The organism is Streptomyces sp. NBC_00285, from assembly GCF_036174265.1.
Taxonomy (GTDB): Bacteria; Actinomycetota; Actinomycetes; order Streptomycetales; family Streptomycetaceae; genus Streptomyces.
This window is the reverse complement of sequence record NZ_CP108055.1, coordinates 1385124-1411968: the sequence shown is the minus strand read 5'-3', so window position 1 is coordinate 1411968 and position 26845 is coordinate 1385124. Positions and strand designations below refer to the sequence as shown.

Here is a 26845-nt window from a genome sequence, read left to right as displayed (position 1 = left end):
TCGCGGATTCTGCAGATTCAATGTGAATGCGGACCTGCCGTAGGAGTGCGTCGGCCCGTCCCTCGACCTCGGCGGCATCCTTGGCGGCTTGTCCGCCGGTGACTCGCTCGACAGTGGCCAGTACGCTGACAGGTGTGGTGTCCCGGTCGATCTGACCGACGCGCTCGGACTGGCGCGGCAAGAGGCTCTGCCGGGGCGCGCTCCCGGCCCTGGACCGGCCGTCCGAGAGGGATAGGACGGCCGATTCTCGGGCCGCTTCAGCCTAGTTCGGTCAGTCGCCTTACGGCCTGGGAGGCGAAGGTCTCCATCCATCGCGACGTGGCGCCCAGATGCGGCGAGATGATGACCGTGTCGATGCCAAGCTCGGCGTACGGCTCGATGTCGCGGGTGAAGGTGTCCAGATCCTCCGCCGTGGCGGCCTCTCCCGAGTACGTGATCGTCCGGCGGACGGTGTCGTGGTCGCGGTCCGCCTTGTCGCAGTGCCGGCGCAACACGTCCAGCTTGTGCGCGACGTCCTCGGGCGAGGTGGCGAACAGGTTGCAGGCGTCGCCGTACCGGGCGACGAGCCGCAGTGTCTTCTTCTCCCCACCGCCGCCGATCATGATCTCCGGGTGCGGGCTGCTGACCGGCGGCGGGACGCACAGGGTTTCGGCGAGCTGGTAGTGGCGGCCTTCGAAGGGCCCGTTGTCGTCCGGGTCCCACATCTGCAGGCAGATCCTCAGGGTCTCCTCCAGCCGTTCGAACCGCTCCGCGAGTGGCGGGTAGGGGACGCCCAGGCCGTGGTGCTCGCGGTCGTACCAGGCCGCTCCGATGCCCAGAGTGGCCCGGCCGCCGGAGAGGACGTCGAGCGTGGTGGCGATCTTGGCGAGCAGTCCGGGGTGGCGGTACGTCACTCCGGTGACCAGGGCGCCCAGTCGCACGGTGGAGGTGTGGGCGGCCAGATAGGCGAGGGCCGTGTAGGCCTCCAGCATGGGTGCCTCGGCGCCGCCGTTGAACTCCATCTGGAAGTAGTGGTCCATCACCGACAGCCGGTTGACGCCGGCGGCCTCAGCCGCTGCTCCCGCGGCGGCCAGCTCTGCCGCCAGGGCAGGGCCGCCCTCGGGGTGGTCGAACCGGTTGATGTGCACGCCGGCATGCATGTCCGTCTCCGTTCAGTGTCTTCTCGGGTGTCCGGGGCCTTTGGCGGCACTCGGTACGGTCGCGAGCGGCCGGCGGGGGTTCCTGGGTGTCAGGCCGTGCCGCCTTCTCTCCCGCCTGGTGGGCGGTGTTCCCAGAGCGTTTCTCCCTGGAGTTCCAGGACGACGGTGCCGGAGTCGTTGGTGAGGGCGCCCCGGCTGCGGACGGCGGCGGTGCCGTCGTCGCGGGGGCGTACCTCCAGGATCTCCATCGTGCCGTGCAGCACGTCCCCGGGCCGGACCGGCGCCAGCATGCGCAGGGATGTGATCTCCCGGCCGGCGATGACGGCGGCGCGGGAGAGGACCGCGTCCACCAGGAGGCGTTGCAGGACTGCCAGGGTGTGGAAACCGCTGGCGATGAGGCCCCCGAAACGGCTCGCGGCAGCCGCGTCCTCGTCCGTGTGCAGCGGCAGCGGGTCGAAGCGCCGGCCGAAGTCGAGGATCTCCTCCCGGGAGACCTTGGCGCCGCCCAGGTCGAACACGACACCGGGGCGAAGGTCCTCGGCGTACAGCCGCACGGTGCTCACCGCCGGTCCGACGTCCGCGCCGGCCCTCCCGGACCTCGGCACGGGCTGCACCGGTGGGTGTGCGTGCCGAGTCGCATGCGGGTCTCCGTTCATCTCGTCCTGCGGGGGAGGTCGTCGGCGATGGCTTGTGCTCGCCGGCTACGGGGCGAGGGTGGCGATCTCCGGACTGTCCAGCCAGGTGGCGTGGACACCGAACGGCACCCGCTGCGGCAGATGCAGCCGTGCCAGTTCGGTCATGGTCTGGGCGTCGATGACGACGAGTTCGGCGCGGTGGTCGTCCATGAGCAGGTCGAGTAGGTAGCCGTTGTCCTCGCTGCTCGCCGTGGGCCTGGGAACGAACAGGGCCTCGCCGCCGTACATGTCGCCGTAGTCGAGGTAGCCGAGTTCCTTCTCCTCGACGAGGTCGTACTTCAGGACCCCCTTGCCCATGTAGCCGTCACCGTGTTCGTCGAGCAGGTAGCAGTAGCGGCTGGTCCGCCCGACGTGGTTCAGGTTGAGGCTGGGCCGCTCGTAGCCGTGGTCGATCAGCAGCCGGTCGTCGGTGACCTCCCCGGTGTCCAGGTCCAGCACCCAGGTCCTGACCTGGGCGGGCGGTTCCTCGGGGGTGTGGATCGCAACGCTCGACGGATAGGACGGGAAGACGGGGGAGTAGAGCACGATCTCCCGCGAGCCGCGCGGGCCTTGGCGCTCCCAGGCGTTGATGACGTGCCAGACGGTGCCGGCCTGGCCGGTGGTGAACCAGCGCACCTCGGTGTCCGGTCCGAAGTCGCGAGGGAGAACACCCCACCGCAACCGGTGGTCGGCATCATGGCGGAAGACGCTGCCTTCCGGGCCGAGCAGACCGCCGGGATCCCGGCGGACGGAGATGTCGGGGAACACGAGATGGTTCTCGGTCAGGAAGAAGTCGTGCAGCCAGCCCATCTCGCCCGTGTCCGGCGTCTGCCGGTGCACGACCTGCTGCGCTGCGAGTTCTCCCTTGTGGAGCAGCCCGGCGATGATCTGTCCGGACGGCTCGACACTGAGGTTGTACACGTCGCCGTTGTCCGGGTTGATGCGCGGGTGCGCGGAGAAGGGGCCTTCCCACTCCCCCGCCCACGTCTCCAGCCGGCCGCGGCCGTCCACGATCAGCCGGCCGTCCTCGACGCGTGTGTCGAGGACGAACGCGTAACCCGTCTCCTGAAGGCAGTACAGGCGCCCGTGGTGGTACCGGATCGAGGTCGAGCCCGGGGTCCGCTCGAAGGGGCCGAGGGCGGGGATCAGACCGTGGCGGATCTTCTCCTCCACCAGGGCGAGCCGGTCCGCACCCGGCCTGCCCGAGACCAGGTCGGAGAACTCCGGGTACACCTCCCGGCCGGCGGCCCGCTCGGCCTCGAACCGAGGGGTGCGGACGTAGGAGTTGGAGTACGTGGCACTCCCCGACGAGATCTGGATCTGGTGGACCATCCCGGCGCCCGAGAAGGCATGGAGCCGGATATGGCCGTTGTCGAACTGGGAGTTGGTGCCGTTGCGCAGGTACGCGCCCTCCAGGTCGGCGGGCAGCTCACCGCTCACCCGGACCGGAGCGTGGGCCAGTTCCCTGCGCACCGGCCGGTAGCCCGGAACGTTGTACACGCTGTCCCTGTTGTGATTCTCCAGATCCAGCGCGGCGTCGATGCGCCGTTCCTCTTCCACGATCGCGGAGACGGACGAGTCGGACGAGACGGTCATGGGATCACTCCTTGCTGCCGGGCGGGCATGCGAGACCGAGCCCTCTGCGTGCATCGGGCTGTGGAGTACGAGCGACTGGACCGGTCCGTCGCCGCGAGACCGGTGTCCAGGGAAGGGAAGGGAAGGGGAAGGGAAGGGGCCAGGCGACTGTCAGTCGAGTTCCGTGACGAACCGGTGGAACAGGCGGCTGAACGTCTCGACGTCCTCGTCCGGCCAGTGGCCGAGCCGTTCCTTCAGTCCCTCGCGCTGGTGCTGTCTGACGCGCGCCAGGCGGGCGTGGCCGGTGTCGGTCAGTTCCAGCAACTTGGTCCTGGGACGCGACGGATGCGTCACCCGGCGCAGCAGGCCGTCCTCCTCCAACTGGGACAGCTGACGACTGACGGTGGACTTCTCCAGCCCGTACCGCTCCGCCAGGTCGGAGGCGGTGGGCAGAGGGAAGGTACCCACATACGACAGCATCGTGTACGCGACGAAGGGCAGCTCGTCGTACATGTTGTTCGCCCGCACCCGGGAATTGCGGGAGAACAGGATGATCGCCTCGTGGATCACGTCGAGGGGTTGGTCCTGTGCTGTCATGACGCCATCATGGAGTTGTGCGAAGCAACTGTCAAGGTTGTATCGCACAACTCAAACTGCATGGGCATCCCTCCAAAATCTGCGCCAGAGCCAGAGCCAGAGCCAGAGCCAGAGAACGGCCAGCCCGGTCGGGCAGGGCACCCTTTCATTGGCTGGCAGCGCCTCGGGGCGCTGGGGTTTCCGGGACGCCGAGTCGCCGGGCGTCCCTTTCCGGGCGCAGGAAGAGCGCCGCCAGGAGGCCGGTGACCAGGAGCAGCGTCGCCGTGACGAGCCATGCGTTGTGATAGCCGATCGCGATACTCGCCGCGCTGTCAACGGTCCGGCCAAGGATCAGGGGCGACGCGATCCCGCCCAGGGCGAAGACCGCCACCAGTGCGCCCAGGACGACGCCACGCTGGGAGGGCGGCGTGATCCGGGCGATGGCCGTCTGCGCGACAGTGATCATGACCATGCCGAGCGCCATCGGACCGAACATCATCGGAACCTTGATCCAGAGCGCGTCGACGGTCGCGAACCACGCCACCGCGACCGACGAGGCCATCAGCAGCAGACCGGCGCCGGCAGGCAGCTTTCCACCGGTGCCGCGCAGAGCGGCCCGGCGGGCCAGCATCCCGTGCGCCAGGAAGACCACGCCGTTGGCGACGGCACCCCCGCCGACCGCGGCACTGGCCTGCTTGAGGTCCCAGCCGACAACCGTCTGGAGATAGTCCGGCAGCCATGTGAGCTGGGCGCTCATTACCCAGTAGGCCCCGAACGCGCCCAGGGCCGCGGTGATGAACGTGCCGGAGAGGAAGACGGACCGCAGCGGTACCTCCACGCACCTGGGCCCGCCGTCCGCGATGCGTGCGCGTCGGCCCACGGGCGGGGCCAGCGGCCCCTCTTTGCCCTTCACCGTCCACACCGACGCCCACAGGATCCCGGCGATACCCGCCACTCCGAAGGCCCAGCGCCAACCGAAGTGGGAGATCACCGCCCCCAGGGCCGGTGCCGCCACCGCGACTCCCGCCGCCGCGCCCACCATGAGGATGGCGGTCGGCAGGGTTCGCTCTCGCTGCACGAACCAGCCGTGCACGTGATGAACCGCCACGGGTGCCGCGGGCCCTTCGGCGAAGCCGAGGAGCACTCTCGTCGCGATCAGCGTCCCGAAGCCCGCCGCGGCCCAGAGCATCGGCAGCTGAGCGACCGACCACAGCAGGCCCATCGCCAGGAGCAGCACCGAGGTGCGCACCCTACGCGTCAGGAACGACACGCCCAGCGCGGAAAGCGAGAACAGGCTGAAGAACGCGGCCTGGGCGGTGCCGAACTCCTGCCGGTCGAGACCGAACTCCTTCATGATCTCCGGGCCGGCCAGCCCCAGGACGGCCTTGTCGGCGAAGTTCACCAGCATGAAGGCCAGCAGCAGCCAGGTAGTCGTCCAGGCCTGTCGGCCGGCAGGTAGCGCGGTCACCGGGCCGCTTTCGCGCACCTGGGCATTCGTTGCCTCCACGGTCAGGCCCCTTCCTGGGTGCTGTCGTCCACGGGTACGCCGCAACCGCAGCCGTCGTCGTCGACGACGCCCACGCTGATCGCTCCCGACGCCCGCCGCCGCCCCTCGTCACTGCGCGTCAGTTCGGTGGCGACATCCGTGCCGTCGGCGACGGCGGCGGATTCGGCGGCCGCCCAGTTGAAGATGCCGCGCGCCATCGTCGAGGTCTCGCGCCCGGCACGGCGGGCGAAGATCTCGGCCCTGATCCGGGCCACCTGCCGGTCGGCCGGCGCGGCCAGTGCGGCGGTCTCGCCAAGGTGCGTCGCCAGGCGCGGTTCCCCGCGGCCGAGCAGCTGCTCGGCCCGGTCCGCCAGCACCCGCGGGCCGCCCGCTACGTCGGCGAGCTCGGCGGGCAGTGCCGCTTCCGGGGCAGGCTTGAGGCTCGCCGGGTTCTGGTCGTACCAGCCGCCCCAGAGCCGCCGGAGATTGCGTACGACGAATTCCGGCTCGTCGTACGCCGGGTGGAGGTAGGGCTTCTCCAGGAGGCCCGCCGGAACCTTCACACTGTGCAGCACCTCATCGAGGCGTGCTCCGGCGTTCATCAGATCGCGCCTCTGGGTGCACAGGCGCTCTGGCGCTCGATGCGAAGATCTCGGACCAGTCATACGACTCCGTCGAGCAGACCCGTCATCAGGTGCCCACGTCCGGCACCTCCGACTGCCGCTCGCGCGGCGTTCACCCCGGCGCGTTGTCACGCAACAACAAGGCGGCCAGAGCCAGGGCGGTCCCGCGTGAGGAGGCGATGTCGAGGCCGGTGAGCTCGCTGATTCTGGTGAGTCGGTTGTCCACGGTGTTGGGGTGCAGGCCGAGGTGGCGGGCGGTACTGCGCCGGTCCTGCCGGTGTCCGAGGTGCACGCGCAGGGTGTCGATGAGGTCGGGGCGGTCCTCGATGGGGTCCAGCAGGGCGGCGATGCGGTCGCTGCTCTCGTCGGGCTGGGAGAGGTGGTATTCCAGGAGGACGTCGTTCATGGTGTGGACCCCCGGGGGATGGCCGCAGGCGCGGGCGATCCGGACGATCTCGGCGGCGGTGCGGGCCGCGGCCGGGACGTCTTGGGCGGTGGCGGCGGCGACCGCGGCGAGTCTGACGCCGTTGCCGCAGACCTGCCTCAGTGAGGTGCACAGCTCCTGGTAGGTATGGATGCCGTCCTTGTCGTCGGCCTGTTGGGGAACGATCACCTGGCCTCCGTCCACGCCCAGCAACGACACGGGCTCGGTGTCCAGGCTGCGGTCGACGACGGCCTGGACGCGGCGGACCTGGCGGCGGTCCGCGACACTCGTGGTCTCCGTGCTCTCTTCCCTCGGCAGATGCAGGTGGACGACGAGACAGGGGCCTTCGAGGCCCAGCTGCTTGAAGGCACGCTGGGGAGACATGGAGCCGTCCAGCAGGCCGCGTACCAGGGAGCGGTGATGCTCGCGACGTTCCGCCGCCAGCGTCGCCTGCTCTGCCAGGTAGGTCTCGGTTACGGCGCCGATGACGGCTTCATGACCGCGCAGGAGCAGGTCGACGAGCTCGATCAGTGCGCCCGCTTCTTCGCCGGTGGCCTCGTCCCGGAGCGCCTGCCACAGGACGTGGACGGCCGTGGCGTGGGCGCGCAGCAGCGTGGGCAGCGGCATGCCCTCCTCGGCACGTTGTGCGGCGCGTTCGCGGAAGAGGCTGTAGTCCCCGGCGCGCCTCTGGGGGTCTCGTGCGCGGCGCAGGTAGAGGCGTAGGCCGGTGCGGACTGTCGCGGCGACTTCCACGTCCTTCACATCGGCGGGGAGGTCGGAGTAGCCCGGCAGCCGTTCGAACACGTCGCGGGCCATGTGGCGGGCGAGCTCGTTGACGTGGCTCTCGCAGCGCGCGGCCAGAGCCTGCGCGGCTGGAGACAGCGCGGGATACGCCGCGTGGCGTTCGGGCGTGGGATCGCTCGGCACCAGCTCTCCCTTCAGCCTGTGACAGATCACAGGGCCCGTCGCTTTTGGCTGTGAAGATGAGGGATGTCTCTCCGACCGCATCCGACACAGACTCTACGCAGATCAGCAGGCTGCCGCAGGGGGCAGGACGGCGGCCCAGGGGCGAATGCTGGGAGCCGGACGCTATGACAGAACACGATTCCAGTGACTACACGGCGTACGCGGACCGGGTCTGGTCCGGCGAGGAGACGCTGCTGCCCCACTTCGCGGGCGGGCTCGCGAGCGGCGGTCCGGCGCTGCAGTCGGTCTTGCCTTTGTACGCCTTATGAGTACGGCGCGCCCCAGGGAAGGCCACCTGCAACCCATCATGGCGCGCTTTGAAGGTCAGCATTCGCTCTGCGAGTTCCACGGAGAAACTATATGTTGAAGTCCAATCGAATGCCGCCACTTCGCGAACTTCAATCTTCGGCGATTGCCGAATTGATTGAGTGCGCACAGGCCGGATACGGCAGCGTCATCTCAATATCGGGAACAATGGGGGCGGGTAAAACATCACTCCTGCGTGACATTTGCGACGATGTGCGGAGTCGTGACTTCACCTTCCTTCAGCTATTTGGTAATTTCCCTGAGCGTGAGAATGGATTCGAGGCAGCACGGGCACTCCTTGGTTCGGCGCCCTTGACGCGGGCAGCCGCGCGACCAGGAAATGAATCTGCACCAACTGATATTGCCGAAGCGATCAGAGCAATCGAAAACTGGAAACCAGGCGACTCGACTTCAACTTCGGTGGTTTCTCGACAGATCGATGACATCATCTGTTTTCTATCGCGTGATATGCCGCTCGTGATCGGTGTCGACGACTGCCAGTGGCTGGATTCGCCATCCCTGAAGTGGCTTACTGAATTTTCTTGGCGCATACGGCAAATGCCTGTAATTCTTGTGGTAGTTGTGGGTTCAGGGGAAGTCTGTGTAGACCCGGAGCAACTTGACGAATTGATTTCCAATGCAGTACACGAGTTCCACCCAGATCCGCTGCGGCCTTCTGAGGTGGCGACCATTTTGGAAAACAGTCTCGGAATTCCTGGCGATCCAGAGTTCATTCGAGCATGCATCACTGGTACCTGCGGTAACCCTAGGTTGATGACCGCCCTCGCGGCACACCTCGCAGAGCGTCAGATAGTGCCGGACGCGGAAAATGCTCCATGGGTGTCGACCTTGGAACTCGCCGGTCTGGCTCCGGCACTACGAGCCAGGCTCCGACGAGTCACCAAGCATGCGCATGCAGTAGCCCAAGTTGTGACCGTCCTCGACACAAGCGCCACGATCGACCGAGTCGCCGCGATGACAGGCGTAACGCCTTCAGTCATAAGTGGCACGGTTAACGCACTGCAACGAATGGGTGTGCTTGACGTCGAAAGGCAGAGCGTCACGATTGTTCATCCCCTCATTGAATCGCTGCTCAGGCAACAGCTCACTTACTCGGCTCTCCAGGAATTGCACTGCCAGGCCGCCCGGACCATCGCCCTCACTGGGGGAAATCCGAAGGATGTGGCAGAACACCTTCTGGCTAGCGCTCCTGTTGCGGAGCCATGGGCCTTGGCGGCGTTGATGGCAGCAGCAGAACATGTGTTGACCGATGGAGATCCCCGATCCGCTGTCGCCTATCTGCGCCGGGCACTCCAGGAACCGTCGACCGACAGTGACCGCTTCAAGGTGCTGGGACGGCTGGGCGAAGCAGAGGCACGCATCGACATCAAAGAGGCCATGGCAAACCTGTCTCAGGTCGTTGCGGCCAGTTCTTGCGCCGAGGTACGCGCCCGGGCAGGTCAACAGCTTGCTGACCTGCTCGGGATCCTCGGGGACGAGGTGACCTTGGAGCGTCGCGCCGGCAGCCTTCGATCGCTAAGCGCAGGGACGATACTGCCAATGCACACTACAGCCGCGCTGTTTGAGCTGCAGAAGCAGGGCGAGCAAGCCGTTGCGGCGGCATTGGGCCGGAGAGTTCAAATCGGTGATGACTCAGACCCTGCGGCACTGAAGCAGTTTATGACAACTTACGCAGCAACCGCAGATGCTGATAGCTCCGTGAGTATCGCCTTTACGTCGCATTGCCGAAATAGAACCTTCGCAGTCGCCTTGGCAGATCGGGTCGTAACAAGCCCACTCGCAGACGTCGACCAGTTCTTGGCACACCTGCGGGGCAATCAGACGCTCATCCACGGAGGGCGCCTCGATACGGCTTTTACCCATTGCGACAGACTGATCACCATGGCAACGGCCTGGCAGCATCTGCCAGCGTTGTCGGCGGCCTATGGTCAACGAGCAGACATCTGGTTCCGCCGCGGCCGACTTCACGAAGCGGTCGACGACGCCCGGACCGGCCTGAAGCTGTTGGAGGATTCCCAAGCCGATCCTCGCGCCGGCACTGTGATGATGCTGCGCGCTCGGTTGATTCATGCCCTCGTGGAACTCGGGTCCCTAGCGGAGGCAATGGATGTTCTCGAGGCAGGCGGTTGGACCATCGACCTTCCGCCGGACCCGGACTTTCCAAGTCCCGCCTTGCTGTTCGCTCGGGCGCAATTGCTTGTCAGTGTCGGTCGAACACAGGAAGGCATACGAGAGCTGCTAACCTTGGGTGATCGGCTCACCGATTGGAAAATTGCCAATCCCGCCCTCATTCCATGGCGATCTTCGGTAGCGATCGCCATGCACCGGACTGGCCACCAGAAAAAGGCACTCACACATGCTGCAGAGGAAGTAAGGCTGGCACGCGAGTGGGGGGCACCAGGGCCGCTCGGCCGTGCACTCAGAATCTACGGGTCCATTCTTCCCAGAAGGGCTGGGCTCGCCACCTGCAAGGAAGCAACCGATTTGCTGGCTGATTCCGATTGGTCTCTGGAATTCGCTTGGAGTCTTATCGAATATGGGTCCGCGCTCCATTCATCTCACCGCGATGTGGAAGCACGAAAATTTCTGAAGCAGGCCCATCGGATCGGTCTCGACATCGGATCTCCTATCTTGGTCGACCGTGCCAAGACCGATTACGGCATCGTTGGTGGACGACTGGGAAAGAACTCATCGAAAGCTTCCGTTTTGACCCCTGCCGAGCAACGAGTCGCTCTCCAGGCGGCAGCGAAACAGACAAATCGCGAGATCGCGGTCGCCCTTTTTGTCAGTCGACGGGTTGTAGAAATACACCTAACCAGGGCGTATCGCAAGCTGGGAATATCAGGAAGGAACGAACTGCCTGATGCCCTCCGCACAATAGGCGTGACTCCAGCAGAATCATGAACTCTATGGGTTTCGTACTGGTGAGGTCTTTCGCGGTGGGTGCGGTGGCCGGTGCTGGGCGGGCGTGGCGGTTGAGGGCCTCCAGGATGGGGTGATCTCGTGGAGGGTATCGCCGACGACATCTGCCAGTGAGCCGAGCGGGGAGGTGGGGACGCGGATCTGGGGCTTCCAGCGGTGGCGAATGACGGTGACCAACAGTCGGTCGGACAGTGACAAGGGGTGCGCGCCGCAGGGTGCGGTGGCGGGCGCGCTTGTGATGGAGGCTGATGGGCGGGTGGTCGAGGAGGCACCGCTCGACGATGGCCGGCAGCTCGGTGAACGCCGCGTGCTCCAGGCCGGTGAGGGTGGGATGGTGCAGTGCAGCCAGTCGGGGGCCCGGTCGTCGCGACGCGGGAGGGGTGTCGGGGTTGATGGTTGGGGCCGCAGGATGTAGTTCCAGGTGCCGTGCCAGTCTTGCGCTATCAGCGGCAGGGCCGCCATGACCTCGTCGGGCATGGTACCGAGGATGTCCCGGGTGCCGTCCACGGTCACCGCGAGGGCAACGCGGATCGGCCGGTTCGCCATCTGCCCTCGCGGACCTTCACGTGCACGCAGTCGATGAAGATCACCGGATAGACCGAATCCAGCGGCCGGTTCTGCCACTCCGTCATCCCGTCCATGACCTTGTTGGTGATGGTTGAGATGGTCTGCTTGGACACACTCACGCCGTAGACTTCAGCCAGGTGCGCAGAGATGTCACCATGCGTCAGACCGCGAGCGGACAGGGACAGCGTCATCTCGTCCACGCCGGTCAGCCGCCGCTTCTTGACGCTCTGCGGTTCGAAGCTGCCGTCGCGGTCACGCGGCACCGTGATCTCCACCGGTCCCACATCGGTCAGCACGGTCTTGGACCGGACCCCGTTGCGGCTGTTGCCACTGCCGGCGCCGGCCGGATCATGCTTCTCGTAGCCGAGGTGGTCGGTGATCTCTCCCTCCAGGGCGGACTCCAGCACGCGCTTGGTCAGCTGCTGCAGCAGGCCGCCGTCGCCGGTCAATTGCAGCCCGCTCGGGCGGGCCCTGTCGACCAACTGCCCGATCAACTGCTCGTCCAGCATGTCCGCCGACAACTCGACCGCCCGGACCTCGTCAACCGCCTCGGCAGAGACGGTCACGTCGCTCGTCAGGTGCTACTTCCATGATCGGGAGTTACATCGAAGACCGTACAGACCCGCCCTTGGCAGCTCCTTCTCCAGCAAGGACGAAGCGTCCGTCCGACAGCTTCGGCAGTTTCGCGGGTCCCTTCGACTTCAGACCCTCCATGCCGCCTTCACGCCAGGCCCGGCGCCATTGCTCCACCGAACGCTCGCTCACCCGCAGGTTCATGGCGAAGTCCGAAGTCCTGTCACCTCGTGCGAACCTCTGCCCGGCCTCCAGCCGGATCCCTTCACGCGCAGCCCGCCGCTCAGTAGTCAGGCCCCCGCCATCCGCGTACCGCATGACACCGGCATACCGCAGAGATCACCCACCGTCACCACCCGAACGCAACCCGAAAGGGTCAGTAACAGCAGGGCGGGGACCAGCCTCAGACCGATATCGGCCAGCCGCTTGGGAGCGGGCACCCGCCCCGACGGCACCGGTCCGCGGTCCAGTTCGCCCACGCCGCGCGAGCCCGTTGACTCCGCAACTCCGGTGGCGCGGGCAACAACACGGACCGCCAGCGCTGCCACAGTCCCCTCCGTCACATCCGGATCCTATGAACCCAACTGCTCCATCAAATCAAGGAGTTATTGATCGACAGCTCCCTGCCCTGCCAACAAGCAGGCAAATCAACCGCTGGCACAGTGAGGCGAGGGGAGGGGCTCCTGAATTTGCCTGTGGACGAGTTGGTAGAACAGTCCCGCCTGGTCGGTGAGCAGTTGTTCGGGGGATCCTTCCTGGGTTATCCGGCCTTCATCAAGCACAATCACCCGGTCCGCGTGCATGATCGTGGATAGTCGGTGCGCGATCACGATGCGGGTCGCGGACAGCGTTCTGGTGCTTTCGGTGACGATGGCCTGGGTTTCGTTGTCGAGTGCGCTGGTCGCCTCGTCGAAGAAAAGGATCTTGGGGCGTGCGATCAATGCCCGGGCAATCATGAGTCGTTGGCGTTGCCCGCCGGACAGTGCCGCCGCGCCGTCGGTGACCAGCGTGTGCATGCCCATGGGCATGCCCTTGATGTCGCGGTCGAGGCCGGCGAGTTCGGCAGCCTTCCATGCCTCATCGACGGTGTACGAGCCGGTACCGCAGATGTTGCTCAGGATGGTGCCGGCGAAGGGGGCGGCGTGTTGCAGGACCACGCCGCACTGCTGGCGCACCTCGGACAGGTCGAGTTGGGTGAGGTTGTGGCCGTCGTAGCGGACCGTTCCGGTGGTGGGCTGGTTGAAGCCGATGAGCAGACGCAACAGGGTGGACTTCCCGCAGCCGGTCGGTCCGACGATCGCGACGAACTCGCCGGAGCCGACGTGCAGGTTGATCTTTTCGAGGATGAGGGGTGATCCGTCGGAGTAACGAAACGACACGTCTGCGAGTTCCAGCTCACCGGACAGGCGTTCCGGCACCGTTTTGCGTGAGGTGACCTCGGGGGTTTCCTCGAGAACTGGACGGATTTTATCGAACAGGGGGACCACGGCGCTGGCGGATGAGATCGCGCTGGTGACCTGCACCATGGAGGAAAGGACGGCGGCAAATGCTGTGAGGAACGTCAGGAACTGAGCGAGCGTCAGCATGCCCTCGGCGGGTCCGGCGAGTGCGAGGAACAGCAGGAGCGTGGAAAAGGGCACGTATCCCGCGTTGATCGCGGTCACCAGGTTCTGGGTGCGCTCCACTCGCCGGGTCAGCTCACGGCTTTTCGTGAAGTCCGCGGCCCATCGCGCGTACGCAAAGCCTTCAGCGGCGGCCACGCGGAGTTTCGGCAGGCTGCGCAGGGTCTGGAAGACGCGGTCCGCGAGTTTGTACTCCAGGTCGATGAGCTGGTGTTGCCAGCGGAGCTGGCGCACAGCGATCGCGATGAAGACAGACCCGTGAAGCAGCAGCAGGGTTGCCGCCAGCAAGCCCAACGGTGCGCTGTACCACAGGAGGAGAGCGAGGTTCACCGCTGCGGTCAGCAGGGCGCTGATGATCGTGACGCCGACGTTGGACAGTATGGAACGTATGGCGTTGATACCCAGTGCGGCGCTGGCCAACTCGCCAGTTGAGTACCGGGTGAAGAAGGCGGCGGGAAGCCGCAGGAGCCGGTCCCAGACGGCTGCCTGAAGCGTAGCGTCGAGACGTGCCTCCAAGCGCAGCACGGCGATCGAATTCATCATCGAGAAGGCGGCCGACACCACGCCCGCGATGACCACGGCGATCCCGGCTTGAACGATGAGGTCATTTCGGGCGTTCGGCACGAATTCGCCGAGGACTTGGCCAGTCGCGATCGGCACCACCAGTGCCACTGCGAATCCGGCGATGCCTGCGGCCAACAGGCGCAGCACGTCGAGTCTGGCACCGTGCAGACCGAACCGCAGGAGTCGGAACCCGTTGACGGGTTCCTCCGGCAGTGACCGGTAGAACATCACCGCGCTCGGCTGCAGGTCCGCGGCCACCTCCGCAGTGACCCGTCGCCGACCGGTCCCGGGTTCGACGATGTCGTAGCCGCCCCGGCGCCACAGCAGCGCGACCGGCATCCGTTCCGACCCCAGGTACGCGGCCAAAGGACCCACGTCCTCGCGCCACCACGTGCCGGTCAGACGCACGGGTCTGGTCCTGATCCGGGAGGCCGTGGTGATACGGGTGATCGGGTCGGTCCGGCTGCCCGCCGAGCCCAGCGACGACGTGCCACCCATGTCGATTCCCGCCGCAGCGGCTACGATCCGGCACACCTCGACCGCCGCGTCTTCCGGTATCTGCCGGTCAGGTGTCCAGCGGGCGACGGGGTGGGCGACCGCGCGCAGCGCCTGATCGGCCTTGGCCACGGCTCGGGCACTGGCGTCCCGGCCCTCGGCCGCGCTCTGGTTGCCGATGGCCCATTGCCGATCGATCCGCTGGCTCAGCATGTGCAGGTACTGGCCATGGTGGTGTACGAGACAGCCCCACAGTTGGCCCGCGCTGAGCAACTCCTCGGTTGGCCAGGCCACCAGATCGGTGTCCGTCGCCGCCTCGACCCAATCCTGGCCGGTCAGTGCGAGGGTGTCGCCAGCCTGGTGTTCGCGGTCGCCGTCAGGCCCGGCGGTTGTGATGTGTCCCCGGTTGACGCCGATCCACAGTACTCCGGCGCGCGGCCGCGCCTGATGCCCCGCCGGGAGGTGAACCTGTCCTCCGGGCGGAATCTCGACTGGTGCGGAGCTCGGCTGGGTTCCGCCGATGGACGAGTGCAGCACCGTCAGACCGGCGTCGATGCCGTCGCTGATCGCTCGCCGTTGCAGGTCCACGACCGTGTCACCGGATCGGTCCTGCGGCGAGCGGAACAGCTCGTCGAGCGAGACCCGGCGAAGTACGCATCCTTCTTCCGGTCTAGCGGCAAGAACATGCCGGGCCTCTCGCGGAGATCCCATGATGATCATTCCGGGCTCGAAGCGACCGACGAACTGCCAAGGGCCGCGTTCGACGGTGCCGACCGCAAAAAGGTTCAGTGCCGCGCCGGATACCAGCCACAGGGTGTGACGTCCGCCGAGCACGACATGCCGAGCCCTGGGCCCGGCTGTCTGACCATAGCCCGGCAGCAGGGGCACAGCATTGGCATCAGGCCCGGCGAAGCCTTGCCCGCCTGCATCGGCGCCGTTTCGATCGTGAGTCATGTCATGCCTCCAAGACAAGGCTCGAGTAGACGCCTGCGCGGGCGACCAGTTCGTGATGGGTGCCGCGTTCAATCGCCCGTCCGGCGTCAAGGACGATGATCTCGTCGGACGAGCGGATCGTGCTCAGACGGTGGGCGATGAGGACGCAGGCACACCCACGGCGCCGGAGATTCTCACTGATCCGCTGCTCGGTTTCGGCGTCCAGGGCGCTGGTCGCCTCGTCCAGGACCAGAACGCTGGGATTGCGGACCAAGGCCCGGGCGATTTCCATGCGCTGCCGCTGGCCGCCGGAGAAGTTGCGGCCGTCCTGCTCAACGCGGCTATGGATTCCGCCCGGGCGAGCGGCGACGACATCGTCCATACAGGCGTCCCGCAGTGCGGCCATCACAGCCTCGTCCGGCAGGCTCGGGTCCCACAGGGTCACGTTGTCCCGCACAGTGCCCTCGAAGAGGAACACGTCCTGGTCGACGAACGCTACCGAGGCGGCCAGGACGCTGCGCGAGACGGTCGTATGCGGCTTGCCGTCGAATTCGATCGAACCGGACCAGGGGTCGTACAGGCCGGCTATCAAGCGGCTCACCGTCGACTTCCCGCTGCCCGACCCGCCCACCAGCGCCAGCTGGTGGCCGGGCTTGATCTCGAAGGAGAAGCCGTTGAGCAGCGGAGGGGACAGCCTGCCGTAACCGAAGGTCACGGTGTTGAACCGTAGATGACCGCTGAGACGCTTGGTTCGGTCCGGTTCGGGACGGGTGAAGACGGCATCCTGTTGTTCGGCTTCCACGTCTTTGATGCGAGTGACATCCGCGACGGTGTCCTGCATGATCGGAGCGAGGTTGCTGAGTTCGGCAACCGGTCGGCTGAAGTTCGACAGGACGACTTGGAATGCGATCAAAAGCCCGATCGACAGGTTGCCCGCGACTGCCTGCAAGCCTCCGTAGGTCAGGATCACCGCGACGTTGAGGGTGGTCAGCAGAGGGCCGATGGAGGACAACAGAGCCGAAGGGACCGAGACCACCTGCTGCTGGTACAGGAGTGCGGCCTGTTGGTCTCCCCAACGGCGGAAGTATCCGCGTTCGCCGCCTGTCGCTTTCATGGTCTCGATCAACTGCAGCCCGCTGAAGGACGTCGATATCAGTTTGGACGTGTCGACTGCGAGTTTTGCCACGCCATCGCTGCGTAGCCGGACCACGACGCGCGTGAGGACGATGTGGAGCAGTGAGATCGAGATCCCGATGACGGCAAGGATCGGGCTGTACGTCCACATCAGCGCGGCATAGAGAACTGCCACGACGGCGTTAACCACCGCCGATGACAGAGTCTGTGACAGCCTTTCGGCGATCTGGTGGTTCATTCCGAGTCGATGCGCCACGTCGGCCGGACTGCGCTGGCTGAAGAAGGCGATCGGCAACCGCAGGAGGTGGCGGAGGAAGCGCGCGGTACTGAGGGTGGACGACATCAGCTGCGCCCGCAGCAGGTACGTCTGCTCGGTATGCACGAGCACGACGGTCAGCAACACCGCGGTCGCCATCATGCCGAAGAATGCGAAGAACGGCGCGTTGCCGTCGGCGGTGAAGACGCCTTCGATGAACCCGCGGGTGAAGGCCGGGATGACGGTGCTCACGCCTGCCAGCATCAGTGCTGCCGACAGCGCGAACACCAGCGCGCCGTAGGTGCCTTTGAGCCGTGCCGGAGTGTTCGCGAGTTTGCCTGGCGCCTTGCCGTCACGGACGAAGTCCGCTCCCGGCCTGAATGTCAGGACAATACCGGTGAACCCGTCACTGAACTGCTCGGGTGTCAGCACCCGGCGCCCTTGCGCCGGGTCATTGAGATACACCACCAGCTTACCGAGCCGACGCCCCTGCCCCTCCCACACCACAAAGTGGTTGAACTCCCAGAAGAGAATCGCAGGCGCCGGCAGTGTGGCCAACACCTCGGTGGTCGTCTGGTGACCGCCGGCTTCCAGGCCGAGTGCGCGGGCCGCCTTCACCAGATGACTTGCGCGGGAGCCGTCCCGGGATATGCCGCACAGGATACGCAGACGTTGCAGGCCGACGTACTTGCCGAAGTGCGCGAGGATCATCGCCAGCGCCGCCGCTCCGCACTCGACCGCCTCCATCTGGAGAACGGTCGGCGTCTTCACTCGACGGCGGGTGGTGAGAGTCCGCTTGGCCTCACTTGGTCCGGCAGCAGCGCTGCCGCTGGAATTCCCACCCGAGGCGCCTCTGGGGGCTCGGTGCCGGCCCCGACGGGTGGGCGCTGCCGGCTGATTCAGATCGGTTGTCATCTCGGCAGGACCCATTCGATGGGGTGGACGGGGGGCTGCTGGATCTTCGCCTGAACGACCGACCTGGAGTCGATCCGGGACGGCGGTCCTGCCTTGGTGGACCAGGCGTATCCACTGGCCGTGTCACCGGCGACGAGTTCCACTACAGCCCGCTGCGCCGGTCCGTCCGCGGTCAGGGACTCGGCCAGGCTGTCATCGCCCAGGTAGGCGGCGATGTCCCGGCGCGTGGAAACGAACGGATCAACGCTCACGATCCGGCCGCGCAGCATCCCGAACGTGGTGACCGGCACAGAGCTGACGGTGAGGTCGACACGCTCACCCACCCTCACCGTTGCCGCAGTCTGAGGGGGCAGGTACACCAACGCTACGGGGCGGTCAGCGGCGGTACCGGACCACTCCGCCGAGGCCAGCGTGGAACCGGCTTCCACAACCTCGCCGATCCGCGCGGCAAGGGAGATTATGCGACCTTCACCCGGAGCCCGGACCAGGGTCCGCTTTGACCCGTTGGACAGCAGAACCACCGGCGCACCCGCGGCAACAGTTGAGCCTCGCTCCACGTAGACCTTTGTGACCTGCCCGGCTACGAGGGTCTGCACGGAGAAGGCACCCCGCGCCGACGTGATCAGCCCGGGCGCTGCCACTCCTGGAGGCGACAACGTCGCCGAGTAGCCCCAGATGCCTCCGCCGATGACCACCACGGTCAGTACGGCCAGCACTATCCAGCCTCGAGGGCTGGTCAACCGCACCGGCTGATCGAGCACCCCTTGCGCGTCAACACGAGCAAGAGCCTCTTTCCTGAATTTCATATACATCCGCCTATGCAGCGCATTTTCCTGTGGCTATGAACTAGCGGAACAACCTGCGGACCAGACGCCGATAGAGGTCCATGTCGGCCCCAGAGCCTCCGACCAATTCACCCAGCTGTTCCTCGCTCAGTTCCCGCAGGTCTAGAGCAGGGATCTGCAGGACGAAGTGACCCGAGCGCTCACCCTCTTCCCATAGACCGGCCTGAAATTCGAGATCGGGTTCCTGGGAGGGTAGACGCACCACGCTGACGCGGGCGTCGTCATGTATTCGCATACCGATGCCCGTAAGGACGACCACAGGGTCGCGCTTCAGTTCCTCACAGAAATGCGTGTCGCACCACGCGCGCGTCAGAACCCTGACGTAGCACTCAATGAAATTGATTCTTTCATCGTTGTCCACTGTTGCTCCTCGTCCCGCTTGGCGCGATCTTGTGCGTATGGTTTTCCGGAAGGCATCTTCGAACCGAGATGATCTCGGCACGTGGTGTCGAGAGAGCCAACGGATACAGACCGGGCCATGGTGGGCGAGGCGGACCCCCTAGTCGCAGCCATCAGCGACAGGCAGCGACCGGCACGTTCGAAACACGCCCTAGAACCACAACTGCGGGTCGTCGCTGGGCCGGTCCTGAAGGATCGGCAGCACAGGCCGGGCCGGCAGGACATCCTGATAGCCTCCGAAAGCACTGTCGAAATGCGGAATACCGCCGGACAGGCCTTCCAGGTCATCGTCGGTCAGCGTGACCAGTTCGCCAGAGCTGGAGTGACTCGATTCCATGAAATTTCACCCTTCCATCGCCTGATTACTATCCGGTTCGCAGAAGGCGCCGGACTGATAAAAAAGACGCGACCGGTTCCCGAGCCCGAGCTGAACCCGTCGCATGCCGCAGGCGCCCTGGGAGCCGAACGTGGCGTACCACTGTGGCCCTTGGCCGAGCCGGAAGCGGGCGCCTTCGCCAGCGCCGTTCTCAGTCCGCCATGCGGCCGAAAGCAGTCGGCTCACAGTTGGCCGAGTCACTCACCTGTATGCACTGGTTCCGCGGAGGCCTCCGGACGCTGAGCCGGGGCGGAACCAATGAGCGCCCTAGCGATTGCTCCCGTGAGGATGGCCGCAAGGGTAACCATGACCATGGTGGTCACCAGCAGGTCGAGCGGCAGGAACAGATGCGTCAGCCGCGGCCGGTAGAGCAGAACGGCACCGAAGGACAACCAGTGCGAGATGCAGTACGAGCAACCGACAAGCCTTCCGGCGAAGGTGCTGTGCCTCAGCACGAACTCCCGGAAGGGTCCCATGATCGCAGTGCGGCTGACCGTCAGAGCAGCCGAGGCCACCGCAACGGAGAGGAATACAGTGGTCAGGATTTCGTTCTGGCTGACTGCCATAGCTCCTCGCTTCTTTACGTCCCGAGGTTCGACGACTTCGGGGAATTCCCAGGTAATCTCTGGCCGGTCCACGGCCCGGCCGCACGAGTGACAGCTGACGGGATCTGATTTCCGCCCGTCCGTGGTGGGCGGTTGGGCTGAGATGCCGGGATGGCATCTCAGCCCAACCGCCCACCTAGATTCGCCTCAGCCCTACAGGCACAGGACCTTCCCGTTGCTGGCCGTCGGCTTGAGTCCGCTCTTGCAAGCAAGGTCGGGGTAAGAACGGGGCGGCTCGCCATACCCTCCGAGCCCGCCGGAAATCTCGGCCAGGTTCTCCTCCGACAGCTCGGACAGACCTTCGTTGGCCTCGAAGTTTTCCTTCATCACAACTCCCGTTTTCGCGTTTCTCGGTTCCGACTTTCTGCCGGAACTTCGACTACGGAAACTATGCAACGGCAGAGGGAGGAGGGGCAATACTCAGCGCTTAGAATGCCGGTGCCCGCGATTCCGAGTATCGGTATTTAATATCGGTTGGCGCCACTGCTGTATCGGTGCACCGATACTCGTGGTCTCGGTTCGTCACTCAGCTTGAATCCGCGATGTCCGGGCCGGGGTGACGGGTCGTGATCCCTGCGGTACGACCGCAGCATGCGGTATGCGCAGGGTGGCGGGCTGACGCCCGCTGAGCAGGAGAAACTGGAGGTCGTGCGGCTGAAGGCCGCCAAGTGGTTCGAGGCTGACGCGGGCACCGTGCAGATCGCGGCGGCGCTACGGGTGACGGACCGGTCAGTGCGCCGGTGGCGGGCGGCGTGGCAGCGGGGAGGTGCGGCGATGCTGGCGTCGGCGGGGCCGATGTCGACCGAGCGGCTGGCGCCGACGCAATGGCAGCGGCTGGAGTCGGAGCTCAAACAGGGGCCGCTGGCGCACGGCTTCGACGACCATCGTCAGGGCTGGACGCGGCCAGGGTCAGGCTGCTGATCGGCCGGATGTTCCACGTCGGCTACACCGTGCAAGGGGTGTGGCGGCTGCTCAAGCGGCACGGCTGGAGCTGCCAGGTGTCCGTCCGCCAGGCGCTGGAGCGGGACGAGGCGGTCATCGAGGTGTGGAAGGCCGAGGTGTGGCCGCGGGCAAAAGTACCGCGCACGACCTGGGCGCCCACGTCTGCTTCGCGGACGAGAGTGGCCAGTCGCTGATCCCGCCGCGGGGGCGGACCTGGGCGCCACGCGGCGCCCGCCTGACAGTTACTCCCTGTAAGGATCTGCACGGCCGATACGCCGTCACCCCGAGCAGGAAGGATCACGTTGTGGCTATCGAGCCGTACCAGCAGACCCCAGCCACGCCCGCCGAGGCCGAGCCCCTGGTGAACCTCAACGTGATCACCGTGCAGCCGCAGCCGACGGCAACTGTGGCCCCGTTCTCCTACCAGCGACTTGTCCAGCTCGACACGGGCCAGTGGACCCTCGCCTACGTGTCCCCGGCGCCGCCCGTCATCGTGGCCGCCGCCCCCACCCGCACCGAGCGGCGCGGCCTGTCCCGCAACGAACGGCGCGCCATCGGCGTCACCGGAAGCCTGTCCGTCCTGATGCTGTCCGCTGGAGGAGCTATCGCCATGGCCAGCCCCTATCTCGCGTCCGTCGCGCACCTCGCGTTCGCCACAGCCACGCTCATCGGCACGGGCGCAGCCGGCTGGCTCGCCCTACGCGTGGCCGGCTTGACGTTCGCCGGGAGCTCGGGCGGCGGGCGCCGCGGCGAGCCCACCGCGCCCATCAAGGTCACCAACAACGTCACCGTGAACAACGGCGGCTTCCTCGCGCGAGGCAACGCGACCGGCATCGGCCGTATCGACCGCATCGGCTGACCGGAGCGGCGCGGCCTGGGTGGTCCGGCGGAGACTGGACCACTTGGGGCGGCAGCACGATCATTCTGTGCCACCTGGCAGTGCACACGCTGATCACTTCCAGCGCTGCCCCGCATGGATTTTGTGGTCCCTCTTCCGCCGGGCGCACGAGAACGCTACGGGTACCGGGTACCGGGTACCGGGTAGCGGCCAGCGCGGGACCTGCGGGGCTTCACTTGTTCGGGTGGCGCGTACCAGGAGAGCCCGCCGCAGTGGCGAACGCTGTGTATACCGACGCCCCGGCCAGCACAGAGCCCCACTAGGTGTTGCTGGCCATGACGTTGGTGACGCTCGCGTGGGAGGCGTGAGGCTGGAGGACGGTTTCCGGCGGCGGTGTGAGGCCGGTGGTAGTTGTAGTGGACGTTCCGGACCGCGATCGCCCGAGCTCGTTCTGCTTCAGAGGTCCACTGCCTGGCGTAGAGGAGTTCTTCGGCGAGGATGTGCTGGTAGCGCTCGACCTTGCCGTTGTGCCGGGGCGTGTAGGGCTTGGTCCGCTGGTGGCGGGAGGCCCACGAGATTCAGGGAGCGCACGAAGACTGCGGCGCGGTAGTTTGCGCCGTTGTCGGTGACCACGCGCACGACCCGGTGTATGCCGTGGGCAGCGAAGAACGCGCGGGCGCGGCTGAGGAACGCCACGGTGGTGGCGGCCTTCTCATCGGGAAGGGGCTCGGTGTAGGCCAAGCGGGAGAATCCGTCGACGGCAGAGTGCAGGTAGACGTACCCGCTCTTGGTGCCACCGGTCTTCGTGCGCTGTGCGGCCCTGGTCTGCTCGGAGCCGCGTCCGTGGGCTCGCCACCCGCCGCCGTCGGGGATCCGTCCGACCTTCTTGACGTCCAGGTGGACCCTGTGGCCCGGGTAGCGGGCCACGATCCGTTTCGTCGGGCGCCTGTTGGCCGAGCCGTCGGGGTCGAGGAACCGGCGGTGGTTGATGCCTAGGCGTGCCAGCCACCGGCCTACGGTGCGCTCGCTGATCCGCACGCCTTGGTTCGCGAGTTCGAGGGTGATCCGGCGGGCGGACCACTTGTTGTCCCGCCGCAGCTGCTCGATCCGTTCGACGACATCGGGTGGGGTCTGGGTCGGTGAGGATCGCGGGACGCTTGGGCGGTCCTGCAGCCGGGTTCGCCGTGCGTGTCGTACCGGTTCTTCCACTTGGACAGGCAGGCGCGGGAGACACCGGTCTCGGCGGCGACGTGCGCGATCGGAGGGGTGCGGCAGCGCTCCACGAGCCGTCGGCGTCCTTCGATGGTCAAGGGGGCGTTCGCATGTGTCACCGGAGCACCTCGGTGCTCCGGTCGGCCGTGATGGCGGTGAGGAGGGGAAATGCGATGAGCAGCGCGACCGCGACGAGGAGTCCGCTGGCCCAGAGCGGCCCGAGGTCCCCGGCTTCGGTGCTGAGGGTGGCTGCAGCGATGACGGGGCCGACGGCGGCGCCTACGTTGAGTGCCGCGGTCGCATACGAGCCGGCCATGGTGGGGGCTCCTGCGGCCTGGTAGAGGACTCGCGTAATCAGCGTGCTGCCCAGGGCGAACGACAGTGCACCCTGCACGAACAGGAGGATGAACAGGGCGACCGGCTCGTTGGCCAGCATCGCCAGGGCCGGCCAGCCGATGAGTAGCAGCGGGCCGACGACTGCGATGACCGGACCGGGACGCCGGTCGGACAGTCGGCCGGCGACGGTGACGCCCACGAAGGATCCGGCGCCGAAGAGCACCAGGGCGACAGAGATCCACAACTCGCCCAGCCCGGTGCTGTCGGTCACCACGGGGGCGAGGAAGGTGAGGCTTGCGAAGGTTGCCGCGTTCACCAGCGCGCCGAGCAGCATCACCACAATCAACCGTGGCCGGGTGAGCTGGGCGAGTTCCGCTCGCAACGCTGGCCTGCCCGTCGCCTCATTCTCATCACGTCCTGCCGGGATTCCCTTCAGGATGCCGAGAGCTGCCGGCAGGCAGAGAGCGGCGACGGCCCAGAATGTGGCCCGCCAGCCGAGGAACGTGCCGAGCACCGACCCGGCAGGGACACCGGCGATCGTGGCCACCGTCGTGCCTGACAGCAGCACGGCCAGCGCACGTCCCTTCCTGTCGGGTGAGACCAGCGTGGCGGCAGCCGTCAGGGCGACGGCAAGAAACCCTGCGTTCGCGAGCGCGGCGACGACCCGGGTGGCGAACAGGACCGGGAAGCTGGTGGTCATGGCGCCTACGGCATGAGCGGCCGCGAAAGTGAGGATGAACCCGAGAAGGCTGGAGCGCCTGGGCCAGTTGCGGGCAAGCGCGGCCACGAGGGGGGCACCGACGATCATGCCGACGGCGAAGGCCGAGGTGAGCGTTCCGGCTGTCCCGACTGTGACTTCGAGGTCTGAGGCGATGTCCGGCAGGAGGCCGGCGAGCATGAATTCCGAGGTGCCCATGGCGAAAACCGCCATGGCAAGCAGGTACAGCGGGAGAGGCATCGAGTGGCTCCGAGGTGAGGAGAAGCACGAGAAGGTCATCTCGTCACCGCGGCCAGCCCCAAGAGCACACTCGCCCGGCCGCAGAATGCGGCGCGACGACAGGGCTACGAGCTCAGTGGTTCAGGGGGCTGACGGCGTGACCGAAAGCCCCCACCTTGTCTGACTCAGGACTCGACATGGCCCGCACGCTACCCGACCGATGCCCGCCGAAGCATCCTGGTTTCACTGACATCGGCCTGTGTCACCAACGTCATGTCCCGCAACAACTAGTAGTAGGAGGCCACCAGGTCGCGGTCCACCGTGATGGTGTCGCGATTCAGTGCGGGCAGCCCCATGTGGTCACAGATCAGCTGGGTCAGCTGCTCCTCGTAGGTCTCGCTCCGACGGTCCAGGCCGGCCGCCGTGATGAGAGGGGCCATCTTGTTGGGCCAGTACTCTCCGACGTAGTCGGGACCCTCGTAGTCGATGCAGGACGATGTCTGGCCGTCCTTGTAGTGGTACGCCTTGGGTCCATGGGCCTTGGCAACGCACGGATTGGGAACGAACACCATCAGCTCAGCGCCCGCAGGGCACAGCTCGCGGTAGTCGATCTCGTCGTAGTCGTCGCGGTTGAACATGTGGTGCACGATCACGCCCCAGTCGCCGGGTTCTGTGTCGTTGCCGTAGGCGAACGGCGGCCGCTGCTGCGCGGACAGGCCTTCGGCCATGGCGGTCAGGGTGGTCCCCTTGAAGTAGACCAGGACGGTTTCGTCTTCCCGGTACAGGTCTTCGTCCACCCATGCCATGACGCCGCAGTCGATCCAACTTGTCATGCTCGGCAACATAACCGGCGCCACTGACATACCAACGCCCAGAGCCGCCACTCGACGCCAAGGCCAACCGCCGTAACCCGCGCCGTCGGGGCAGAACGCTCCGGTCGCTGACTCGCGCGCCCACTCGCTGAAGCGCTCAGCTACATCCAACCGCCGTAACCCGCACCGTTAAAGATCTCTAGTACTCCAGCCGTACTTCTCCATTAGGGCTGGTCAGCGGCTTGGGTGTGGGGATTGTAGTGGGGTGGATCGGAGTGCTGGGCGGTCTTAGCGGAGCGTCCCGCGAACGTGTGACCACGCCGCATGTAGTGGCAGCGTCGTGCGCGTGCTTGGTGGAGGCGTCTCCAGTGCGACCACGTCACTGCGTGATCGCGTTGCGCAGGACAGCGTTGGGGTTCAACTGCCAGCAGACGGCGGATTTCGGCCGGGGTGAGGTCCACGAGGTCGGGTGTGTCGGCCGTGTCACCCCTTTTTCACGTGCCTGGACAGCCATCGCCGCGAGGAAGGTATGCGCGAGCATCACGAGAGTGATGTGCCGGTACCAGCCGACGTAGCGGCGGACTTCGTACTGGTCCAGCCCGCACTCGTTCTTCGCGCTCTGGAAGCACTCCTCGATCTTCCAGCGGCAGCCCGCGATACGGGCGAGGTCCGCAACGGTGGCGTCCAACGGGGCACTGGCCAGGTAGTACGCGATCTCATCGGGCTTGTTGATGCTGCGGCGGGCGAGCATCCAGCGTTGCCGCGTGGGTTCGTCGCCGTCGAACTCCCAGACGGCCGGCAGCCGGGCCGCTGCCCAGTCGTAGAGCCGCGGTCCTTTGGCGCCGTCTCCGCAGGAGAGGCGTTGCCATGCCTCGGGCGGGGCCTGGCCGATGAGGTAGTCGATGCGCGGGCCGTGGACCTGCTGGGACTTGGGCACCGCCACGACGTAGGACAGCCCGGCGTCCTCCACAAAACGGCGGAAGCGGGAGTCCTGGCCGTAAGCGGAGTCGGCGGTGATCCAGGAGAAGACCAGCGGGGAACGCATGGCTCGAAGGATCATGGAGCGGGCGAGGTCGTTCTTGGTCGTGAAGTCGCGCTCGTCGGGGACCTGGGCCGTTCGGCAGCGTTCGCGGTCCTCGGTCCAGGACTTGGGCAGGTAGAGCTCGCGGTCTACCAGCGCGTGACCGCGGGGGGTGGCGTAGGCGGCGAAGACACCGATCTGGCAGTTTTCGGTGCGTCCCGCCGTTCCGGAATATTGCCGTTGCACCCCGGCTGAGGTGGTGCCCTTCTTGATGAAGCCGGTGTCATCGATGATCAACACGCCGTCTGGGGAACCGAGTTGTTCTGCCGCATAGAGCTGCAGGTCGTCGCGGAGGCGGTCGGCGTCCCAGCGGCTGCGGGAGAGGAGGTGCTGCAGCCCGTCCGGGGTGGCATGGCCGGCAAACTCGGCGAGTTGCCAGCCGTTCTTGCGACCTACCGGACCCAGCAGTCCACGCACATAGTCGCGCATCCGTCGCCGGGGTTCCACCCTGGCGAAGCAGGCTCCGGCCCGCAGGAACAGGTTCTCGAGTTCATGGCCCCAGGCGCTCGTGGGCACATCATTGATCACACCTGCGGACTACTCGGTCCGCTGCCACTACATGCGGCGTGGTCACACGTTCGCGGGACGCTCCGCTAAGACCGCCCAGCACTCCGATCCACCCCACTACAATCCCCACACCCAAGCCGCTGACCAGCCCTAATGGAGAAGTACAGCTGGAGTACTAGGAGGG

22 protein-coding genes and 4 pseudogenes are annotated in these 26845 nt (G+C 66.2%); 5 read left to right on the top strand and 21 right to left on the bottom strand.

What is annotated here, in order from left to right; genetic code table 11:
• Window positions 1-257 precede the first annotated feature (257 nt).
• The 7 genes from OHT57_RS06520 to OHT57_RS06490 form a co-directional block, all read right to left on the bottom strand.
• A complete protein-coding gene (locus OHT57_RS06520) occupies window positions 258-1139 on the bottom strand; it encodes an LLM class F420-dependent oxidoreductase (protein ID WP_328745085.1) in 882 nt (293 codons plus the stop codon).
• A gap of 89 nt (window positions 1140-1228) precedes the next feature.
• Complete coding sequence (locus tag OHT57_RS06515) at window positions 1229-1702, bottom strand: MaoC/PaaZ C-terminal domain-containing protein (RefSeq protein WP_328745084.1); 474 nt, start codon at window positions 1700-1702, stop codon at window positions 1229-1231.
• 138 nt (window positions 1703-1840) lie between these two features.
• Window positions 1841-3409 carry a carotenoid oxygenase family protein gene (locus OHT57_RS06510; protein ID WP_328745083.1) on the bottom strand — a complete coding sequence of 523 codons (1569 nt, stop codon included), beginning with the start codon at window positions 3407-3409 and terminating at the stop codon, window positions 1841-1843.
• A gap of 150 nt (window positions 3410-3559) precedes the next feature.
• Window positions 3560-3985, bottom strand: a complete 426-nt coding sequence (locus OHT57_RS06505) for a MarR family winged helix-turn-helix transcriptional regulator (protein WP_328745082.1) — start codon at window positions 3983-3985, stop codon at window positions 3560-3562.
• 145 nt (window positions 3986-4130) lie between these two features.
• Window positions 4131-5471: an MFS transporter gene (locus OHT57_RS06500; RefSeq protein ID WP_328745081.1), complete on the bottom strand. Its 1341-nt coding sequence runs from the start codon at window positions 5469-5471 to the stop codon at window positions 4131-4133.
• Between the two features lie 2 nt (window positions 5472-5473).
• Complete coding sequence (locus OHT57_RS06495; protein WP_328745080.1) at window positions 5474-6052, bottom strand: alkyl sulfatase dimerization domain-containing protein; 579 nt, start codon at window positions 6050-6052, stop codon at window positions 5474-5476.
• 133 nt (window positions 6053-6185) lie between these two features.
• Window positions 6186-7424, bottom strand: coding sequence for a PucR family transcriptional regulator (locus OHT57_RS06490; protein ID WP_328745079.1), 1239 nt, complete (start codon window positions 7422-7424; stop codon window positions 6186-6188).
• Between the two features lie 164 nt (window positions 7425-7588).
• Between OHT57_RS06490 and OHT57_RS06485 the strand changes: the two genes are divergently transcribed.
• Together OHT57_RS06485 and OHT57_RS06480 are read left to right on the top strand one after the other, a co-directional pair.
• Window positions 7589-7732 (top strand): hypothetical protein, encoded by a 144-nt coding sequence (locus OHT57_RS06485; protein ID WP_328745078.1) that lies wholly within the window; start codon window positions 7589-7591, stop codon window positions 7730-7732.
• 91 nt (window positions 7733-7823) lie between these two features.
• Window positions 7824-10694, top strand: coding sequence for a helix-turn-helix transcriptional regulator (locus tag OHT57_RS06480; protein ID WP_328745077.1), 2871 nt, complete (start codon window positions 7824-7826; stop codon window positions 10692-10694).
• A 16-nt stretch (window positions 10695-10710) separates the two neighbouring features.
• On the opposite strand, the pseudogene OHT57_RS06475 reads toward OHT57_RS06480, so the two are convergent.
• The 10 genes and pseudogenes from OHT57_RS06475 to OHT57_RS06430 form a co-directional block, all read right to left on the bottom strand.
• Window positions 10711-11192 (bottom strand): annotated as a pseudogene (locus OHT57_RS06475) (ISAzo13 family transposase); the annotation flags it as partial.
• A pseudogene (locus OHT57_RS06470) lies at window positions 11193-11857 on the bottom strand (IS256 family transposase); the annotation flags it as partial.
• Window positions 11858-11933: 76 nt separating this feature from the next.
• A pseudogene (locus OHT57_RS06465) lies at window positions 11934-12170 on the bottom strand (helix-turn-helix domain-containing protein); the annotation flags it as partial.
• 329 nt (window positions 12171-12499) lie between these two features.
• Window positions 12500-15487, bottom strand: coding sequence for an NHLP bacteriocin export ABC transporter permease/ATPase subunit (locus tag OHT57_RS06460; protein ID WP_328745075.1), 2988 nt, complete (start codon window positions 15485-15487; stop codon window positions 12500-12502).
• 1 nt (window position 15488) lies between these two features.
• Entirely contained in the window at window positions 15489-17771 is a 2283-nt protein-coding gene (locus OHT57_RS06455) for an NHLP family bacteriocin export ABC transporter peptidase/permease/ATPase subunit (protein WP_328745074.1), read from the bottom strand.
• Window positions 17768-18511, bottom strand: a complete 744-nt coding sequence (locus OHT57_RS06450) for an HlyD family efflux transporter periplasmic adaptor subunit (protein ID WP_328745073.1) — start codon at window positions 18509-18511, stop codon at window positions 17768-17770. The genes OHT57_RS06455 and OHT57_RS06450 overlap by 4 nt, the downstream gene beginning before the upstream one ends.
• A 106-nt stretch (window positions 18512-18617) precedes the next feature.
• Window positions 18618-18977, bottom strand: coding sequence for a hypothetical protein (locus OHT57_RS06445; protein ID WP_328745072.1), 360 nt, complete (start codon window positions 18975-18977; stop codon window positions 18618-18620).
• 189 nt (window positions 18978-19166) lie between these two features.
• Window positions 19167-19352, bottom strand: a complete 186-nt coding sequence (locus tag OHT57_RS06440) for a hypothetical protein (RefSeq protein WP_328745071.1) — start codon at window positions 19350-19352, stop codon at window positions 19167-19169.
• 236 nt (window positions 19353-19588) lie between these two features.
• Entirely contained in the window at window positions 19589-19957 is a 369-nt protein-coding gene (locus tag OHT57_RS06435) for a hypothetical protein (protein ID WP_328745070.1), read from the bottom strand.
• 192 nt (window positions 19958-20149) lie between these two features.
• A complete protein-coding gene (locus tag OHT57_RS06430; RefSeq protein ID WP_328745069.1) occupies window positions 20150-20323 on the bottom strand; it encodes a bacteriocin in 174 nt (57 codons plus the stop codon).
• A 264-nt stretch (window positions 20324-20587) separates the two neighbouring features.
• On the opposite strand from OHT57_RS06430, the gene OHT57_RS06425 reads away from it, so the two are divergent.
• The 3 genes from OHT57_RS06425 (at window position 20588) to OHT57_RS06415 (ending at window position 21797) form a co-directional block, all read left to right on the top strand.
• A complete protein-coding gene (locus OHT57_RS06425; protein ID WP_328745068.1) occupies window positions 20588-20917 on the top strand; it encodes a helix-turn-helix domain-containing protein in 330 nt (109 codons plus the stop codon).
• 8 nt (window positions 20918-20925) lie between these two features.
• Complete coding sequence (locus OHT57_RS06420) at window positions 20926-21132, top strand: helix-turn-helix domain-containing protein (protein WP_328745067.1); 207 nt, start codon at window positions 20926-20928, stop codon at window positions 21130-21132.
• 110 nt (window positions 21133-21242) lie between these two features.
• Window positions 21243-21797, top strand: a complete 555-nt coding sequence (locus tag OHT57_RS06415) for a hypothetical protein (RefSeq protein WP_328745066.1) — start codon at window positions 21243-21245, stop codon at window positions 21795-21797.
• 298 nt (window positions 21798-22095) lie between these two features.
• Here the strand turns inward: OHT57_RS06415 and OHT57_RS06410 are convergent.
• From OHT57_RS06410 to OHT57_RS06395, 4 genes and pseudogenes are all read right to left on the bottom strand, one after another.
• Window positions 22096-23107, bottom strand: a pseudogene (locus OHT57_RS06410) (IS481 family transposase).
• Entirely contained in the window at window positions 23104-24282 is a 1179-nt protein-coding gene (locus OHT57_RS06405; RefSeq protein WP_328745065.1) for a Cmx/CmrA family chloramphenicol efflux MFS transporter, read from the bottom strand. The pseudogene OHT57_RS06410 and the gene OHT57_RS06405 overlap by 4 nt, the downstream one beginning before the upstream one ends.
• A 266-nt stretch (window positions 24283-24548) precedes the next feature.
• Window positions 24549-25094: a hypothetical protein gene (locus OHT57_RS06400; RefSeq protein WP_328745064.1), complete on the bottom strand. Its 546-nt coding sequence runs from the start codon at window positions 25092-25094 to the stop codon at window positions 24549-24551.
• 358 nt (window positions 25095-25452) lie between these two features.
• Window positions 25453-26670, bottom strand: coding sequence for an IS701 family transposase (locus OHT57_RS06395; RefSeq protein WP_328745063.1), 1218 nt, complete (start codon window positions 26668-26670; stop codon window positions 25453-25455).
• Between the last annotated feature and the right edge of the window lie 175 nt (window positions 26671-26845).

Bases quoted from the DNA above. Each gene is read 5' to 3' on its own strand.
- OHT57_RS06520 (WP_328745085.1), bottom strand. From the start codon at position 1,139: ATGCATGCCGGCGTGCACATCAACCGGTTCGACCACCCCGAGGGCGGC.
- OHT57_RS06510 (WP_328745083.1), bottom strand. From the start codon at position 3,409: ATGACCGTCTCGTCCGACTCGTCCGTCTCCGCGATCGTGGAAGAGGAA.
- OHT57_RS06505 (WP_328745082.1), bottom strand. From the start codon at position 3,985: ATGACAGCACAGGACCAACCCCTCGACGTGATCCACGAGGCGATCATC.
- OHT57_RS06495 (WP_328745080.1), bottom strand. From the start codon at position 6,052: ATGAACGCCGGAGCACGCCTCGATGAGGTGCTGCACAGTGTGAAGGTT.
- OHT57_RS06485 (WP_328745078.1), top strand. From the start codon at position 7,589: ATGACAGAACACGATTCCAGTGACTACACGGCGTACGCGGACCGGGTC.
- OHT57_RS06480 (WP_328745077.1), top strand. From the start codon at position 7,824: ATGTTGAAGTCCAATCGAATGCCGCCACTTCGCGAACTTCAATCTTCG.
- OHT57_RS06460 (WP_328745075.1), bottom strand. From the start codon at position 15,487: ATGACTCACGATCGAAACGGCGCCGATGCAGGCGGGCAAGGCTTCGCC.
- OHT57_RS06455 (WP_328745074.1), bottom strand. From the start codon at position 17,771: ATGACAACCGATCTGAATCAGCCGGCAGCGCCCACCCGTCGGGGCCGG.
- OHT57_RS06440 (WP_328745071.1), bottom strand. From the start codon at position 19,352: ATGGAATCGAGTCACTCCAGCTCTGGCGAACTGGTCACGCTGACCGAC.
- OHT57_RS06435 (WP_328745070.1), bottom strand. From the start codon at position 19,957: ATGGCAGTCAGCCAGAACGAAATCCTGACCACTGTATTCCTCTCCGTT.
- OHT57_RS06430 (WP_328745069.1), bottom strand. From the start codon at position 20,323: ATGAAGGAAAACTTCGAGGCCAACGAAGGTCTGTCCGAGCTGTCGGAG.
- OHT57_RS06425 (WP_328745068.1), top strand. From the start codon at position 20,588: ATGCGGTATGCGCAGGGTGGCGGGCTGACGCCCGCTGAGCAGGAGAAA.
- OHT57_RS06420 (WP_328745067.1), top strand. From the start codon at position 20,926: ATGTTCCACGTCGGCTACACCGTGCAAGGGGTGTGGCGGCTGCTCAAG.
- OHT57_RS06405 (WP_328745065.1), bottom strand. From the start codon at position 24,282: ATGCCTCTCCCGCTGTACCTGCTTGCCATGGCGGTTTTCGCCATGGGC.
- OHT57_RS06400 (WP_328745064.1), bottom strand. From the start codon at position 25,094: ATGACAAGTTGGATCGACTGCGGCGTCATGGCATGGGTGGACGAAGAC.